General features: G+C 72.9%; 8 protein-coding genes and 2 pseudogenes. 4 read left to right on the top strand and 6 right to left on the bottom strand.

What is annotated here, in order from left to right; all coding sequences use genetic code 11:
* Window positions 1–12: 12 nt before the first annotated feature.
* Both HCN51_RS24235 and HCN51_RS24230 read right to left on the bottom strand, forming a co-directional pair.
* Window positions 13–309 (bottom strand): STAS domain-containing protein, encoded by a 297-nt coding sequence (locus HCN51_RS24235; protein WP_168011745.1) that lies wholly within the window; start codon window positions 307–309, stop codon window positions 13–15.
* Between the two features lie 347 nt (window positions 310–656).
* Window positions 657–1,181 (bottom strand): winged helix-turn-helix transcriptional regulator, encoded by a 525-nt coding sequence (locus HCN51_RS24230; RefSeq protein ID WP_206067676.1) that lies wholly within the window; start codon window positions 1,179–1,181, stop codon window positions 657–659.
* Window positions 1,182–1,288: 107 nt separating this feature from the next.
* On the opposite strand from HCN51_RS24230, the gene HCN51_RS24225 reads away from it, so the two are divergent.
* A complete protein-coding gene (locus tag HCN51_RS24225; protein WP_168011743.1) occupies window positions 1,289–2,734 on the top strand; it encodes an MFS transporter in 1,446 nt (481 codons plus the stop codon).
* Window positions 2,735–2,752: 18 nt separating this feature from the next.
* A complete protein-coding gene (locus tag HCN51_RS24220) occupies window positions 2,753–3,241 on the top strand; it encodes a pyridoxamine 5'-phosphate oxidase family protein (RefSeq protein ID WP_168011742.1) in 489 nt (162 codons plus the stop codon).
* 375 nt (window positions 3,242–3,616) lie between these two features.
* Here the strand turns inward: HCN51_RS24220 and HCN51_RS59675 are convergent.
* Together HCN51_RS59675 and HCN51_RS24205 are read right to left on the bottom strand one after the other, a co-directional pair.
* Window positions 3,617–3,895: pseudogene (locus HCN51_RS59675) on the bottom strand (SDR family NAD(P)-dependent oxidoreductase); the annotation flags it as partial.
* A gap of 473 nt (window positions 3,896–4,368) precedes the next feature.
* Window positions 4,369–4,863, bottom strand: coding sequence for a beta-class carbonic anhydrase (locus HCN51_RS24205; RefSeq protein WP_168011741.1), 495 nt, complete (start codon window positions 4,861–4,863; stop codon window positions 4,369–4,371).
* Between the two features lie 334 nt (window positions 4,864–5,197).
* Between HCN51_RS24205 and HCN51_RS24195 the strand changes: the two are divergent.
* Both HCN51_RS24195 and HCN51_RS58175 read left to right on the top strand, forming a co-directional pair.
* Window positions 5,198–5,835, top strand: a pseudogene (locus HCN51_RS24195) (response regulator transcription factor).
* A 180-nt stretch (window positions 5,836–6,015) separates the two neighbouring features.
* Window positions 6,016–15,237, top strand: a complete 9,222-nt coding sequence (locus HCN51_RS58175) for a LamG-like jellyroll fold domain-containing protein (RefSeq protein ID WP_206067675.1) — start codon at window positions 6,016–6,018, stop codon at window positions 15,235–15,237.
* Here the strand turns inward: HCN51_RS58175 and HCN51_RS24135 are convergent.
* Together HCN51_RS24135 and HCN51_RS59665 are read right to left on the bottom strand one after the other, a co-directional pair.
* Window positions 15,234–15,884 (bottom strand): response regulator, encoded by a 651-nt coding sequence (locus HCN51_RS24135; RefSeq protein WP_168011739.1) that lies wholly within the window; start codon window positions 15,882–15,884, stop codon window positions 15,234–15,236. The genes HCN51_RS58175 and HCN51_RS24135 overlap by 4 nt on opposite strands.
* Entirely contained in the window at window positions 15,884–17,095 is a 1,212-nt protein-coding gene (locus tag HCN51_RS59665) for a histidine kinase (RefSeq protein WP_168011738.1), read from the bottom strand. Before HCN51_RS59665 ends, HCN51_RS24135 begins: the two co-directional genes overlap by 1 nt.
* Between the last annotated feature and the right edge of the window lie 105 nt (window positions 17,096–17,200).

The raw sequence follows: 17,200 nt of genomic DNA, 5'->3' as shown, positions 1-17,200 counted from the left end.
CTTCTCGCGCGCTCAGGCCAGGCCGAAGGCGGCCAGCAGCCCCATGGTCCTCAGCTGATCCGAGATGCGGCGGTTCGGGCCCACCACGCGGAACTCCGAGCGGGCCGCGTTCGCCATGCGCATCGCGTTGACCAGCACACCGACCCCGGTGGAGTCGATGAACGTCACGGCGGACAGATCCACCCGCACGGCCGCCGGCCGGTACTCGGTCACGGCTTCCTTGATCCTCTTGTTGATCTCGGTGGAGTTGGTGAAGTCGATCTCGCCTCGCAGCGTGACCTGCAGAACCTCGTCGGTCCTCATCTCCATCGACGCCTCCTGCATGCGTTCCCCCTTCTCCGGTGCCGAGCGATGGGGCGACAGCATGAACGTGGCGATGCGATCGGACGCTCATCCTGCTCACATGGGGCGCACTAGCGGCATTGTCCCGCAACCCGCCCGTCCTGTCATGGGACCGGCTCACCCGCTCGGCCTCTCCTCTTGCTCGGCCGAGCGAGGTCCGGTCGCGGCCGGGGGCCGGCGCCGCGTCGTTGTGCGGCTTGACGGTGCTCGCCCCGGCCCGCAACGGGAGATTGCAGGGCGCGACGATGTGGTCGCCGTCGGCACACCGGCGCGGCGGGCCGCTCCACGGTGAGCGTGACCCGGGCGTAAGGCCGTCAGCTCACCACCTGCCCGGACAGGGCCGGTGAGCCCCTGGACGGCAGGGCGGCGCGGGCGATGGCGGCGCGTTCGGCCGCCTCGCGTTCGGCGGCCTCCCGCTCCGCCGCGGCCCGCCGGTCGTAGGCGGCGCGGGCCGCGGCGATGGCGTTCTGGTGCTCCTCGGTCCAGACGACCAGGGCGCGGATGGTGGCGTGCAGGGTCGCGCCCATCGGCGTCAGCGCGTAGTCCACGCGCGGCGGGACGGTCGGGTGCACGGTGCGGCTCACCAGCCCGTCGCGTTCCAGATGCCGCAGGGTACGGGCCAGCATCCGCTGGCTGACCCCGTCGATCGCGCGGCGCAGCTCGGTGAAACGCAGGCTGTGCTTGTCCAGCAGCGCGATCACCAGCAGCGACCACTTGTCGGCGATGCGGTCGAGGATCTGCCGCACCTCGCAGTCGGCGCGCTGGTCCCACTGGAGAACGTCGTCGTCGACGCCGGTATCCGCGCAGTAACCGAGGGACTCGAAAGTGCCGTCTTCCATGGTCACCGATGGTGCCCGACGATGCTGTCGGTTACAAGAGGGAACCGGCAGGCATTCGGGGAACCGCCCCGGAACCGGTTCCCGCGTCATGAGGAAGTCGGGTTCCGATGTCCAATTCCGTCACTGGATCCGCCGGTGGGCCGGGCCGCCTGACAGGGCGGGCGTGGGGCGTGCTGCTGGTGCTGTGCGGCGCGATCTTCCTGGAGGGGATCGACGTGGCGATGCTGAACGTGGCGCTGCCGTCGATCCGCGCCGACCTGGGCCTGTCCACCGGGATGCTCAGCGGGGTCGTCAGCGCCTACGTGCTGGGCTACGGCGGGTTCATGCTGCTGGGCGGGCGCGCCGCCGACCTGCTGGGCCACCGCCGGATGTTCGTGCTGTGGCTGGCGGTCTTCCTGGTCTTCTCGGGGATCGGCGGGCTCGCCACGGAGGGCTGGATGCTGCTGGTCGCCCGGTTCGTCACGGGGGTCGCGGCCGCGTTCATGGCCCCCGCCGGGCTGGCACTGGTCACGTCCCACTTCCCGGAGGGGCCCGCGCGCACCAAGGCGCTCGGCGTGTACGCGGGGACGGCGGCGGGCGGCTTCTCGCTCGGCGTGGTCGCGGGCGGCGCGCTCGCCTCGTTCGGCTGGCGGTGGGTGTTCTTCGCGCCGGTCATCCTGTCGGCGCTGATCCTCGTGGCGGCCCTGGCCCTCGTCCATGACAGGGTCGGCGACACCGGCGGCGAGCGCCCTGCGGGCGGCTTCGACCTGGCGGGCGCGTTCACCATCACGGGGGCGATGCTGCTGCTGGTGTACGGGGTGGTCCGGCTGGAGCGCGCCGGCGACGGCCCCGCTGTGACCGCCGGCGTGTTCGCCGCGGGCCTGGCGCTGCTGGTGCTGTTCACCGCGATCGAGCGGCGCTCGTCGTCCCCGCTGCTGCGGCTGGGCGTCCTGCGGTCCGCGCCGCTGGTGCGGGTGAACGTGGCCGCGTTGCTGTTCCTGGCCGCGTTCGCGGGCTTCCAGTTCCTGGTCACCCTGTACCTTCAGGAGCTGCGCGGCTGGAGCACGATGCAGACCGGCCTGGCCATGCTGGTGATCGGCATCGACACCGTCCTCGCGCCCGTGCTGACGCCGCGCCTGGTGAACCGGTTCGGCAACACCCGCGTGCTGTTCGGCGGCATCGTGCTCGCGGCGGTGGCGTACGCGCTGTTCCTTCCCGTCGGGACGGACTGGACCTACACCGCCATGCTGCCGGCGCTGGTCCTGCTCGGGCTGGCCTTCTCCCTGGCGTACGGCCCGCTGACCATGGCCGCCACCGACGGCGTCGCCGAGGACGAGCACGGCCTGGCGGGCGGCCTGCTCTACACCTCCATCCAGTTCGGCACGGCACTGGGGCTGTCGGCCGTCACCGCCGTCAGCGTCGCCGCCGGCTCCGGCCTGGACGCCCTGCGCACCGCGCTGGTCGTGCCCGTGGCGGCGGCGGCGCTCGGCGCGGCCGTCATCGCCTTCGGCCTCCGCACGCCCGCCCCGCAGGGCACCCCGTCACCGGCCGAGCCCACCTCGACCACCGCCTGAAAAGAGGAGACGAAACCGATGGCCACTCGAGTGACGTCGTTCGCCGAGATCGCCGACCAGTTCGACGCCTACATCGGCGACATCGTGTACGCGACCATGACCACCGTCGACGCCAAGGGACGGCCGCGCGCCCGGGTGCTGATCCCGGTCTGGGAGACCGTCGAGGGTGCCCCGCTGGGCTGGCTGGCCACGTACCGGACGCCGGTCAAGGCCGCCCACCTGGCGGGCAACCCGCACACCACCTTCTCCTACTGGACGCCACGGCAGAATGCCGTGAGCGTCGACGCCGTCGCCGCCTGGGTCGACGACCTGGAGACCAAGCGGCACGTGTGGGACCTGTACCGGCGAACGAGCCCGAAGGGCGCCGGGTACGACCTGGGCAACTTCTGGCGCGGCGGGCCCGCTGACCCGCAGCTGCACGTCCTCCGCCTGGAGCCCTGGCGCGTCCAGGTGATCAGGGGGACGGACCTGCACAGCGGGATCTGGTACGCCCCGGGAAAACGCTGACACGTCGCACCCGCCGACTGTCCGGCAGGTCAGTCTCCGAAGGCTGCCTGATGGGCGGCGGCGCAGGTGTGCGGGAGGTCGAGCGGGACGACGACGCCGCCGGTGATCGTGGTCTGAGGGGTGAACGGGATCGCCCGCACCCGGGTGGAGCGGATCTCCGCGACCTGGCCGGCCGGCAGCGCGGTCCAGCTACGCGGGTTGAAGCCGACCTCGACGATCGTGTCCTGGGCCGTGACCCGGCGCGGTGAACGGTCCAGCAGCCGGGCTCCGAGCTCCCGTTCGAGCTGGGCGATCCGCCTGCTGACCGCGGGCTGGGCGATGTGCAGCCGCTCGGCGGCCCGCCCGAAGTGCAGTTCGTCGGCCTCCGGCCTCCCGCAGGGCGGGGACGGCGGCCCTGATGCCGAGCATCGGCCCGCGCAGGTGGACGGCGAAGGTCCGGTCGGCCGCCGCGATCGCGCGCGGGTCCTCCCAGGGCAGCGTGCCGCCGGTCCCGGCGTTGAGCACGGCTCCGTCCAGCCGGCCGTACGTCCGGACGGCCAGCTCCACGGCGGTCTGGTTGACCTCCTCCTCCGCCGCGTCGCCCGCGAGCGTCACCACCTCCGGGAGGTGGCGCAACGCGGCCAGGGCGTCGGCGTCGAGGTCGACCGCCACGACGCGAGCCCCCTGTCAACATTACCTACTTGATTTACATGAAATTTGCTTGCGACCCAGCGTCAGCCTGGCCTAGATTTCCTACTATGCCTACGGGGAACATCGCTAATGCCGGACGTTCCCCGGCCCGGCTCTCGCGGGAGGGGAGGGACCGGACCGGCGGCATCGCCCTCAACGGCGCGGGCGGGAGCACCGGACCGGATGGCTGATCGGGGCCGGGCCGACCGGACGACCGGCAGGATCGTCACGGGGCCGGAACAGGCCACGGGCGGCGCGGTGCCCACCGTTCGCGGCACCGCGCAGAACGCGCCAGGCTGGGGCGCCCGCCCTGCCCGGCCCCGACTCCCCCGCCTCCGGCGGGACGGGCATGGGCCTCGGGGTGACCTCAGCCGGAGGGGCGGAGCCGGCGCCCGGCATGGCCGACGCCGCTGCCGGGCGGGCCGCCGTGGCCGCCGGCGGCTCGCAGGCCGGTACGGCTACGGCTTGACCTCGCTGAGCCGCCCGGTCGTGACGTCGTAGACGAACCCTCTGATCGCGTCCTTGTGCGGGATGAACGGGTCCTCCCTGATGCGCCGGATGGACTGGATCACGTCCTCCTCCGGGTCGGTGAAGGCTTCGGCGGCCCAGTCGGGCTTGATGCCGACGTCGCGGTAGACGTCCTGTTTGAAGCCGTCGTCGGTGAAGGTGAGCATGCCGCAGTCGGTGTGGTGGATCAGGATGATCTCGCGCGTGCCCAGCAGCCGCTGGCTGATGGCCAGGCTGCGCCGCTCGCCCGCCGTGATGACGCCGCCCGCGTTGCGGATGACGTGCGCGTCGCCCTCCCGCAGGCCGAGCAGGCCGTAGACGTTGAGCCTGGCGTCCATGCAGGCCACCACGGCCACGCGTTTGGCGGGCGGCAGGGCGAGAGCGCCGTGCTGGAAGGACTCGGCGTAGCGTTCGGCGTTGGCGATCAGCTCGTCGGTGATGCTCATCGAACCTCCCCTTGACCGGTCCTCCCACCATTACCCCTAATCCCGGCATGGTCAACCGGGATAATGCGGCCCTGATTTCCACGTCCCGACGGAGGACACGCGCCCGGCCGGCACGACGGTGGCGAGCCAGGCGACGCCTTCGAGGCCCTGGACCGCCTCGCCGGAAGGCTGGGCACGGCCCTGCCGGCCGTGGCGGCTGTGGCCGGGTGGGCGGCGCGTGGGAACGCGACGGGTCGGGCCTGACCGGCATCCGCCGCCGGGTGGAGGCACACGACGGCACGCTCACCCTGACCAGCCCCCCGGGCGGCCCGACGAGGATGAAGGTGGAACTACCGTGCGCATCGTGCTCGCCGAGGACGGCGCCCTGCTGCGCGAGGGCCTGGCCATGCTGCTCGGCGGAGAGGGCTTCGAGGTCGTCGCGGCCGTTGCGAACCCGCGGGAGCTCCTGGCCGCGGTCGCCCGGCACTCCCCCGACGTGGCGGTGGCGGACGTCCGCATGCCGCCCACCCACACCGACGAAGGCATCCGCGCCGCGGTGGAGGCCAGGCGCTCACCGCCGGGGCTGGCCGTGCTGGTGCTGTCGGCGTATGTCGAGCAGGCGTTCGCCGCCGAACTGCTGGCCGACGGCGCCCGCAGCGTGGGCTACCTGCTGAAGGCGCGCGTGGGGACGTTCAAGGAGTTCCTGGACGCGCTGGAGCGGGTGGCCGCCGGCGGCGTGGCCATCGACCCTGAGGTGGTCGCGCGGCTCTTCTCCCGCCGGCGCGGCCCGCTGGACCGGCTCACTCCCCGTGAGCGGGAGGTGCTCGCGCCGATGGCCGAAGGGCTCGGCAACGTCGTCATCGCCGAGCGCCTGCTGATCACCGAGGGCCGGTGCACAAGCACATCAGCAGCATCTTCGGCAAGCTCGGCCTGGCCCTGACCGACCGTGTGAGCCGCCGGGTCACGGCGGTCCTGCGCTGTCTAGAGGAGTGACCGGCTTCTCGGGCGGGATCGAGGGCCGCCGGGTCAACTCCCGGCCTACGCACGCCCGGCCGCGCTACTGCGAAAGGCCGACGCGATTTCACACCCCGGATTGACGAAGGCGCTCGCCCCGGCTGCCTAGCATGCCGCTGCAGACGATCTGTTCGTGCCGGTCGGAAAAGGGTGCGTGGGATGAGTCGCTGGCTTCGGCAGTCGATGGTGCGCATGGTCCGGCTGAACCGGTACGTCCTCGTGCGCTGGGGTGCGCTGGCGCTGACGCTCGTGCTGATGAGCACGGCCGACTACGGCGCCGCCGGGATGGTCGCGCAGTGGCAGGCGTGGCGGCATCGCGAGGTCCACGGGCTGGAGCAGGTCTGGGGTGCGGCCGGCGAGGCCGGCGGCCACGTCGTGGGGGGCACGCGGAACGACCACCGGCCGGCGACCTTACGGGCGCGCTATCCGCTGACGGCGATCCGGCAGGGGACGCCGCCGCCGGACAACCCGGTCGAGGTGGGCGACGCGCCGGTCACCGAACCGGCGGCGGGCGCGGGGTTCGATCCGGCGACCAGCCGGGAGATCCCGGAGCGGCGTGACGCCTACGTCCGGACGTTCGCCAACGCCGACGGCACCGAGTCCACCGAGGTGTCGGCCCGGCCGGTCAACTACCGCCGCCCGGACGGCACGTGGGCGCCGATCGACACCAGGCTCGTCGGGGTGGGCCGGCGGGGCGGCGATGGGGCCCCGGACGGGGGATGGCGGAACGCGGCCGACGCGGTGGACATCCGGCTCGCGCCGCGCGCCGACGCCCGGCCGCTCGTGCGCGTCGGCCTGGACGACGCCCACCAGGTCGGCTACGGCGTTGACGACGGTGCGGCGGTGCCCGGACGGGCGACCGGAAAGCGCGCGGTCACCTATGAGGGGGTGTGGCCGGACACCGACCTGAAGATCGAGGCGGGCCCCGGCGGGGTGAAGGAGACGATCGTGCTGCGATCGGCCGCGGCGCCCCGCACCTTCGTGTTCCCGCTGAGCCTGCGGGGCCTGACCGCCAGGATCACCGCCGGCCAGGTGGAGTTCGTGGACGAGGCCGGGCAGGTGCGGGCGGGCGTCCCGGCGGGGTTCATGACGGACGCGGCGGCCACCCCGGCCGTCTCGACCGCCGTCGCCTACAGCCTGGTCGAGGCGGGCGGCGGCCCGGCGTTGCGGGTGAGCGTGGACCCCGCCTGGCTGGCGGACCCCGGCCGCCGTTTCCCCGTGCTGGTGGACCCGTCGGTGGAGACCGGCAAGGCCGGCAACAGCGTGTCGGTCGGCGACGGCGGCACCACGGGCGGCGGGCAGACGCTGAGCATCGGTTCGCGGTCGGCGGCGTACGTGACGTTCCCGAGCCTGGTGAACGAGCTCAGGTACCACCGGATCTTCGGGGCGTACCTGTGGATGGTGAACTACGAGGCGGTGACCTGCCAGGCGCGTCCCGTGACCGTGCATCCGGTGACGGCGGCGTGGTCGAGCAGGACCACGTATCCGGGTCCGAGCGTGGGCAGGGCGCTGGTGCGCAAGTCCTTCAGCCATGGGTACATCGCGTTCGGATCGAGCACCTCGCGCTGCCCGCCGAAGAAGGGCGAGCTGTTCGATCTCGGCAAGCGGGGGCGTGACCTGGTGCAGCGGTGGGTGGACGACCCGTCCGCGAACTTCGGGCTGTCCATCCGCGACGCCTCCTCCGACGCCAAGGGGTTCAAGAAGTTCACCGGCCACGACACCGCGAACCCGCCGCGGCTGTACGTGACGCACAGCCCGTACAACGCCTCGTACGCGATCACCAGCCCCGTGCCCGACCCGCCCGTCACCCAGGCGCAGCCGGGCAGGATCAAGATGACGGTGACCAACACCGGCGCCGCCGCCTGGGCGCAGGGCGACTACTACCTGGCTTACCGGGCCTACGACGGCAAGGGCAAGCTGGTCACGCAGCAGCGCTCGGCGAACCTGACGGCGAGCGTGCCGCGCGGCGGGAAGGCGCGGCTGGACGCCGAGATCAAGCCGCTGAAGCCGGGCACGTACAAGCTGGACTTCACGATGGTGCGCGCCGGCGGCAAGGTCTTCACCGACGAGTACGTGCCGCCCGCCCGCCTCATCATCAAGATCATCGACATCGCGCCGGTGCTGCAGGAGTTGTACCCGTTCAACGGCTACCAGGCTCCGACGCTGACGCCGCAGCTGTGGGCCAGGGCCGTGGACCTGGACGCGCCGCCGTCCTCGTCGCTGAGCTACAAGTTCGAGGTCTGCGAGAAGGCGGCGGACGGCTCGGCGGCGGGCTGCTTCGACTCCGGCTATCTGCCCAGGCACGCCTGGACGGTGCCCGCCGGCCGGCTGTCGTGGACGAGGACGTACCTGTGGCGGGTGTTCGTCAAGGACACCGGCAACGAGGTGCCCTCGCCGCGCGTGATGATGCAGACGTCGGTGCCGCAACCCGAGATCACCTCGAAGCTGGCCGAGGCCAGGGAGCGCGGGTTCGACCCGATGGCCGGCAACTACTCGACCTCCGCCGTGGACGCCTCGGTCGCCACCGTCGGCCCGAGCCTGAGCGTGGAGCGCGTCTACAACAGCCTGGACCCGCGGCGGGACTCCCCGTTCGGCGCCGGCTGGTCCACGCCGTTCGACATGAAGCTCACCGAGGACGGTGACGGCTCCGGCAACGTGGTGGTCGGCTACCCCGACGGGCAGCAGGTCCGCTTCGGCCGCAACCCGGACGGCAGCTACGGCTCCCCCCAGGGCCGGCAGGCCACGCTCACCCTGGGCGCGGGCCAGGGCAGGCTGACCGACAAGGCGGGGTCGGTCTTCGAGTTCGTCAACGGCCGGCTGACCAGGATGTCCGACGCGGCCGGGCACGCGATCACGCTGACGTACGACGCCGCGACCGGCAGGCTGGCCAAGGCCACCGGGCCGGGCGGCCGGGCGCTCACCTTCGCCTGGTCGGGCGGGCACGTGGCCTCCGTCTCGGCCGGCCCGGTGGACGGCAGGACGCTGACGTGGGCCTACACCTACGACGGCGACAAGCTCACCAGGGTGTGCGGGCCCGGCGAGCGCTGCACCGGCTACGAGTACACGCCCGGCTCGCACTACCGGACCACGGTCATGGACAGCCGGCCCGAGTCGTACTGGCGGCTGGGCGAGGACGAGGGCGACGCGGCGGCCAGCCAGGTCGCGGTCAACCTCGGCGCGGACGCGGGCACGTACCGGAACGTCACGCTGGGCGAGCCCGGCGCGGCGGCCGGGAGCGGCGACACGGCGGCGGTGTTCGACGGCACCGCCGCCCAGGTCGTGCTGCCGAACGGCACGCTGAAGAAGAGCCGCGACCTCGCGGTGGAGGTCTGGTTCAGGAACCAGGCGACCGGGCCGGGCGGGCCGCTGCTCGGCTACCAGGACAAGGCCCTGGACGGCACGCCGGGTGTGGGCGTCCCGGTGCTGTACACGGGCGCCGACGGCAGGCTGCGCGGCCAGTTCTGGAGCGGCGGGACGATCGCGCCGATGACGTCGCCGGTCGCGGTGAACGACGGCAGGTGGCACCACGCGGTGCTGTCGGCGATGGGCTCGGCGCAGACCCTGTACCTGGACGGCAAGGCGGTCGCGACACTGTCGAACCAGACGCCCGACCACCTCGGGCTGACCTTCAACCAGATCGGCGCCGCGTACGCGACCACGCCCGGCTCCTGGCCCGGCTGGGGCACCACGCCGCGCCGCTTCTACTCCGGCACCATCGACGAGGTCGCCCTCTACCAGCACCCGCTCGGCCCCGAGCAGGTCGCCGCGCACCACCGGGCCGGCCTCGCCGCCGCCGACCAGCTCGCCGTGGTGACGCTGCCCAGCGGGAAGGTCGCCGCGGAGGTCGAGTACGACACCGCCGCCGACCGCGTGAGCGCCTACACCGACTCCCAGGGCGGCACCTGGAAGCTCGGCACGCCGGTCGTCTACGGCGGCGACGACGACCTGCGCCGCGCGGTGGAGCTGCGCGACCCCGCCGACCGCCACCACCTGTACGAGCAGGACGCCATCACCGGTCAGATCGTCCGCGTCGGCATCCCGCTGGGCCTGGCCACGCGCGAGGAGGACCGGCCGGACTGGCCGCAGTCGCCGTCCCCGGCGCCGTCGCCCACCGTGACGTGCACCAGCCCCGATCCGGGCGACCCGCGGTTCTGCACGACGCTGCCCGGCTCGCCCGGACAGGAGCCCGACTTCATCGGGCGCGACGCCGACGGCATGGGCATCCGCACCTTCGACTACGACGACCGCGGCTTCCCCACGAGGATCGTCGACGAGAACGGCGACGCCGTCCAGCTCGCCTACGACAGCCGGGGGAACCTGACCAGGCGCGTCTCCTGCCGGGCCAAGGACTCCTGCCAGAGCGCCTACTACACGTATCCGGCGTTCACCGACCCGGCCGACCCCCGCAACGACCGGCCCGTCGAGTATCGCGACGGCCGCTCGTCCGGCCCGGCCGACGACCGGTACAAGACCACCTACGCCTACACCGCCCCGGGCAACCTGCTGACGCAGACCAACCCCAGTGGCGGCGGGCAGCTCAGGTACACCTACACCAACGGCTCCGAGGCCGCGATCGGCGGCGGCGCCACGCCCGCCCACCTGGTCGCCACCATGACCGACCCGCGCGGGGCGGTCACCAGGTACGCCTACACCGCCGCGGGCGACCTGGCGCAGGTCACCGAGCAGTCCGGGCTGATCACCAAGTACACCTACGACGCGATCGGCCGCCTCAAGAGCACCGTGGAGGTCTCCGACAGCTTCCCGGCGGGCGTCACCACCGGTTACGGCTACGACGACTGGTCGAACCTGACCAGCGTCACCGACCCGGCCACCACCGACGCCGTCACCGGGGCGCAGCAGCAACGGCGCACGGACCTCGGCTACGACGCGGACGGCAACCTCGTCAGGACCCAGGTCGTCGACAAGCTCGCCGGCGGGGAGCCGCGCACCACCACCTACGGCTACGACGACCACAACCGGCTGGACGAGGTCGTCGACGCCTACGGCCACGAGACCGCCTACGGCTACGATCGCTTCGGCAACGTCGTGGAGATGACCGACGCCGGCGACAACGAGTACGCGTTCGCCTACACCGCCCGCAACATGCTCGCCTCGGTCACGCTGCGCGACTTCGACGGGGATCCCGACGGCGCGCCGGGCGCGGGTGACGACCTCGTCCTGGCCTCCTACGCCTATGACTACGCGGGCCGCCTCGTCCGGGGCACCGACGCGATGGGCCGCCGCACCGTCTACGACTACTACACCGACGACCTGCTCAAGTCCGCCACCCTCAAGGACTTCCGCGACGCCGGCGGCACCGAGCGCGACCTCGTGCTGTCGGCCACCGAGTACGACGGCGCGGGCCGGCCCACGAAGCAGACCACCGGCAACGGCCTGCGCGTCACCGAGAACACCTACGACGCCGCCGGGCGGCTCGCCACCGCCACCCTCGACCCCGGCAGGCTGAACCGGCGCACCACCTACACCTACGACCTCGGCGGGAACGTCACCCGCGTCGCCCGCACCGGCAACCCCTCCAACCTTCCCTGGCCCGTCCCGACGGCCGCCGAGACCGTCGACTACGCCTACGACCTGGCCGGCCGGCTCGTCCGCGAAACCGTCACCGACGGCACCAGGTCGCTGGTCACCGGCTACGGCTACGACCAGCGCGACCTGCTCACCTCGGCCGTCGATCCGCGGGGCAACGTGACCGGCGCCGACAAGGCCGCCTACACCACCACGTACACCAACGACGAGCTGGGCCGCCCGGTCAGGACCGTGCTGCCGCCCGTGCGGGCCGAGGAGGGCGGGGCCCCGCCGGTCACCGTCCGGCCCGAGACCGTCACCGGGTACAACGCCTTCGACGAGGAGACGGCGACCAGGGACGCGCGCGGCGCCGTCACCAGAACCGAGTACGACCTGCTCGGGCAGCCGGTCAAGCGGATCGCGCCGGCGTACACCCCGCCGGGCGGGAGCACCGCGCTGACCCCCACCACGGTGCTGCACTACGACCCGCTGGGCCGGCCGGTCAAGGTCGTGGACCCGCGGCAGAACGAGACGCTCTACACCTACGATCGGCTGGGCCGCGTCCAGGTCGTCGACGCCCCCGCCGGGACCGGCGACGACCGGGCCCAGTGGCACTACGACTACACGCGTACCGGCAGGACGCTGTCGGTGGTGGACCCGAACGGCGCCCGCACCGAGGCCACCTACGACGACCTGGACCGCCAGGTCACCGGCACCCAGATCGAGCGGGTGCCCGAGCCCGCGGCCCACACGACCCGCTACACCTACGACGACGCCGGCTCCCCCCTCACCGCCACCACCCCGAGCGGCGCCGTGACCCGCAATGCCTACGACGGCACGGGCGCCCTGACCAAGGTCACGGATCCGGCGGGCGTCGTCGTCCAGTACGGCTACGACGGCCAGGGCCGCCAGGCTCGCCTCAGCGACGGCATGGACCGCACCACCAAGCTGACCTACGACCCGGCCGGCCGGCTGACCACCGTGGCCGATCTCAAGCCCGACGGCACCGAGCTGCGCAGCCGCGGCTTCGCCTACGACCCGGCGGGCAACCTCACCGAGGCCGTGGACGCGCTCCAGCACCGGACGACGTTCGAGTACGACGCGCTCGACCAGCTCGTCAAGCAGGTCGAGCCGGTGAGCGGCGGCTCGTCGATCACCACGGCCTTCGGCCACGACGCCGCGGGCGACCTCACCCGTCTCACCGACGGCCGCGGCAACAGCACGATCTACACCTACAACAGCCTCGGCCTGCCCGAGTCCACCATCGAACCCGCCACCACGGCCCATCCAGGGGCGGCCGAGCGCACGTTCATCACCGGCTACGACGCGACGGGCAACCCCGTCAGCGTCACCGAGCCGGGCGGCGTCGTCCGCAGGCGCACCTTCGACGCGGGCCGGCGCCTGCTCGCCGAGACCGGCACCGGCGCCGCCAGGGCCACCCCCGACAGGACGTTCGGCTACGACGCGGCCGGCCGCCTGACCCGGGCCGGCTCCGACGTCTACGGCTACGACGACCGCGGCGAGCTGGTCTCGGCCGACGGGCCGTCGGGCGAGGCGGCCTGGGCCTACGACGGCGACGGCCGGCCCACCACCCGCACCGACGCCGCCGGCACCGCCACCTTCTCCTATGCCAAGGGCCGGCTGACCGGCGTGCGCGACGCGATCACCGGGGTCGCGCAGACCCTGCGCTACGACGCCTCCGGCCAGGTGGACGAGGTGGACTACGGTGACGGCCGCGTGCGCGCGCTCGGGTACGACGACCTGGCCCGCATCACGTCCGACACCCTGAAGAACGGTGGCGGCCAGGTCGTCGCCTCCACCGCCTACGGCTACGACGACAACGACCGGACCACCTCCAAGACCACCACCGGCCTGGCGGGCGCGGGCACGAGCACCTACGGCTACGACCACGCGGGCCGGCTCACCTCCTGGTCGGACGGCACGACGACCACCGCCTACGAGTGGGACGCCGCCGGCAACCGCATGAGGAGCGGCGCCGACGCCGCCACCTTCGACCAGCGCAACCGCCGGCTCACCGACGGGGACGACACCTACACCTACACCGCCAGGGGCACCCTGGCCACCAAGACGTCCTCCGGCACCGTCACCGCGTACGACTTCGACGCCTTCAACCGCCTGACCAGCGTGGGCGCCACCACCTACACCTACGACTCGCTCGACCGCCTGTCCGCGCGCGGCACCAGCACCTTCACCTACGCGGGCCCCGGCGGCGAGCCCGTCGGCGACGGCACCACGACCTTCGGCCGCGGCCCGGGCGGCGAGCTGCTCTCGGCCGGGCAGGGCGGCGCCGAGCTGATCTCCCTGCTCGACAAGCACGGGGACGTCGTCGGCGGCTTCGACCCGGACGGCGCCCTGTCGGCGCTGACCGGCTCCACCGCCTACGACCCCTTCGGCACCCCCACGGCCGGCGCCGGCTCCAGGATCGGTCTCGGCTACCAGGGCGACTGGGCCGACCCCGGCACCGGTCACGTCAACATGGGCGCCCGCTGGTACGACCCGGCCACGGCCGCGTTCACCACCCGCGACGACTGGAACCTCAGCCCCGTCCCCGACTCGGCGGAGGCCAACCGCTACACCTACGCGGGCGCCAGCCCGCTGGACCACGTGGACCCCACCGGCCACGACCCCTGCTCCCCCGGCGGCGGGGGCGGCTCCCAGCTGGCCAGTTACGGTGGCGGCTGCTGGTACGGCTGGTGCTTCGACAACGAGACCGGCATGTACTACCCCTGCGGCGGCCCCAAGCCGCCGTGCGTCGCCCCGCTGTCGATGCCGTCCGGCACCACCATGGCCGCGGGCCGCTGCGACGGCGGCGGCGGCAGCCCCGGCGGGGGCGGCGGCAGCCCGGGCGGAGGCGGCGGCGCCAGGCCGGGCGGCGGAGGCGGAGGCGGGATCTCGCCGGAGGAGCAGCGGCGCCGCGAGAGGGAGCGCCAGCGCAGGAGGACGGAGGCGGGCAAGAAGCGCCAGGAGCGGCACGCCCGCCGCGACCCGGTCGCGCCTCCGCCGTCGGCCGGCCGGCCGCACTACCCGGACCCGCGCGACAAGTTCCCCGGCGCCCGCCAGCCGGCGCCCATCACGCAGCAGAACAAGAACGTCGTCAAGGACACCACGCAGTCGCTGAAGGACATGAGGGACAAGGCGGTCAGGGAGGCCGGGCCGATCGTCGGGCAGACGGGGCTGCCCGGGATGTCCGCGCCGGAGATCTCCCCGGCCGGCGGCGGTCAGGGACCGGGCGGCTCAGGAGGCGGCACGGCGCCTCAGGCCGGCGGGGAACGGGGTGAGGGCGGCGAGCCCGGTCTGGGCGCGCCGGAGCTGAAGATGCCGGAACTGGCGGCCCCCGAGCTCGGTTGCAAGCCGATGCAGCCGCAGTGGATGTGCGGCTTCAGCAAGTGGTGGGAGAAGACCAAGCAATCGGCCCGCTGGCTGGGCGGTGCCATCGGCAAGGGCATCGACTACCTGGGCACGCACATCGGTGCGTCGATCTCGGCGTGCGCTCTCGTCTGCGGGACCGTGACCGTCCAGGACGGCGAGATCTGGTTCGCCTGGGGCGGGCCCGGCCGCAACGTCACGAAGCCGGGGGTCCTCGATCCCTTCCGTCTGAAGAACAACTTCGGCCTTTCCCTCGGAGGGCAGTGGACGAGCAAGTCGCCCGGCGACCAAGGCCCGCAATACCAGCAGTACTGCCTCTACTACCGGGTCGGCGGCTGCTACATGAACGACCCGGACAGCGACTGGTGGGGGCTCGGCGTCGGCGGCGGCTTCGGAGCACAGGCCGGCCCGATGCGTCAGTACAAGATCTGGGACATGTGGGACCGCCGATGGCCGTGGAACTACTAGCGGGCGGCGGGTTTGACCAGGCCGCAGTCGTAGGACAGCACGACCGCCTGCGCCCGGCTGGTCAGCCCCAGCTTGGCCATCAGCCGGTTGAGGTGCGTCTTGATGGTGCCCTCGCTCACCGACAGCCGCAGCGCGATCTCCTTGTTCGACAGCGCCTGGCCCACCAGGCGCAGCACCTCGGTCTCGCGGACGGTCAGCCCGTCGAGCGAGGGGGCCGGCGCGGGCGGAGCGATGAACGCCTCGATCAGGCGCTTGGTGATGCCCGGCGCGAGCAGCACGTCTCCCGCGGCGACGGTGCGGATGGCCGCGATGATGCGTTCGGGAGGGGTGTCCTTGAGCAGGAAGCCGGAGGCGCCCAGGCGCAGGGCGTTGTAGACGTACTCGTCGAGGTCGAAGGTGGTCAGGATGAGGACCTTGGGCGGCATGCCCTTGGCGGCGGCCAGGATGCGCTCCATGGCGGTGATGCCGTCGAGGCGCGGCATGCTGATGTCCATGAGGATCACCTCGGGCGCGCGCTCGGCGGCCAGGCGCACGGCCTCCTCGCCGTCAACAGCCTCGCCCACGACGTCGAGCCCCGCCGCGCGCAGCAGCGCTGCCAGACCGGCGCGGATGAGCACCTGGTCGTCCACCACGAGGACTTTGATCATCACCCCGCCTCAGGCTCACCCTGCGTCTGCGGGAGGCTCACGGGCAAGGTCACCAGAACCTCGAACCCGCCCTCGGAGCGTCCTCCCGCGGTGATCGTTCCCTGGTAGAGCCTGACACGTTCGGTCATGCCGATCAACCCGTGGCCGCCAGGGCGGGGCCCGGCCGCGGCACCGGTGTCAGGGCCGGCGCCGTCGTCGGTGACGCGCAGGGTCAGCGTGCCGGGAACGTAGGCCAGACGGACCTCCGCGCGGGAGGCCGCGGCGTGCTTGAGCACGTTGGTCAGCGACTCCTGGACGATCCGGTAGGCGCACTGGTCCAGCCCGGGAGGCAGCTCCACGGGCCGCCCCTCGACGCTCAGGCTGACGTTCAGCCCGGCCGCCCGCACGCGCTTGACCAGGCCCTCCAGCTCGCTCAGCCGCGACATCGTCAGGTAGCGGCCCTCGTCCTCCTCGTGGGCCTCGATGCGCAGGATCGACAGCAGGCGCCGCATCTCGGTCAGCGCCTCGTGGCTGGTGTCCGCGATGACGCCGAGCGTGGTGTGCGCGGTGGCGGGGTCGGACAGCGCGACGTAGCGCCCGAACCCGGCTTGTACGGAGATGACCGACATGTGGTGGGCGACGACGTCGTGCAGCTCCCGGGCGATGCGCACCCGTTCCCGGGTCACGGCCCGCAACGCGGCCGCGTCGCGCTCCTCCGCGAGCTGCCCGGCCAGCGCGGCGAGCTGCCTCTGGCGCGCGCCGAGCAGGCGCACGATCGTTCCCGTGGTGAACGCCCAGGCGGCCACGATGAGCGACTGGCCCAGCGCCGACCACAGCGCGACGCCGGGTTGCATGGCCGAGGCGTGCGTCCACTCGGCCACCACCGGCACCGCCCCCGCCACGCCGGCCTGCCAGGAGGCGTGCGCCGCGACCGAGTACAGCGCCAGCAGCGGGCCGATGTCGTTGAGCCCCGGATGGTGACCCGCCAGATGGAAGATCGCCGCCGCGCCCACGGAGACCAGCAGGACGGTGAACGGCGCCCGCCTGCGCCACGCGAGAGGGCCGTTCACCAGCACGGTCAGCCCGAACGACAGGGCGTCGGCCGGCCGGCCCTTGCCCGGCTCCAGCACCTCCCACAGCCAGGTGCCCCCGGTCAGGGCGAGCGCCAGGGCGCCGTCGAGCAGCCGCGCGTCCAGTGCGGACCACCGCCGGGCGAACATCGGGAGCCTCACGCGCACCCTTCACCCCCGTACCGTCTCGACGCCGCGCGCTCGCCGCGGCCGCCGCACCGCTTCCACGGTGCCCGGCCGCGGCGAGCGGCGCAACAGGTGCCCGCC

Origin of the sequence: Nonomuraea composti, from assembly GCF_012034275.1 — a bacterium.
Taxonomy (GTDB): Bacteria; Actinomycetota; Actinomycetes; order Streptosporangiales; family Streptosporangiaceae; genus Nonomuraea; species Nonomuraea composti.
Note: the sequence above shows the minus strand (reverse complement) of the source record. Positions and strands in the feature narration are given on the sequence as shown.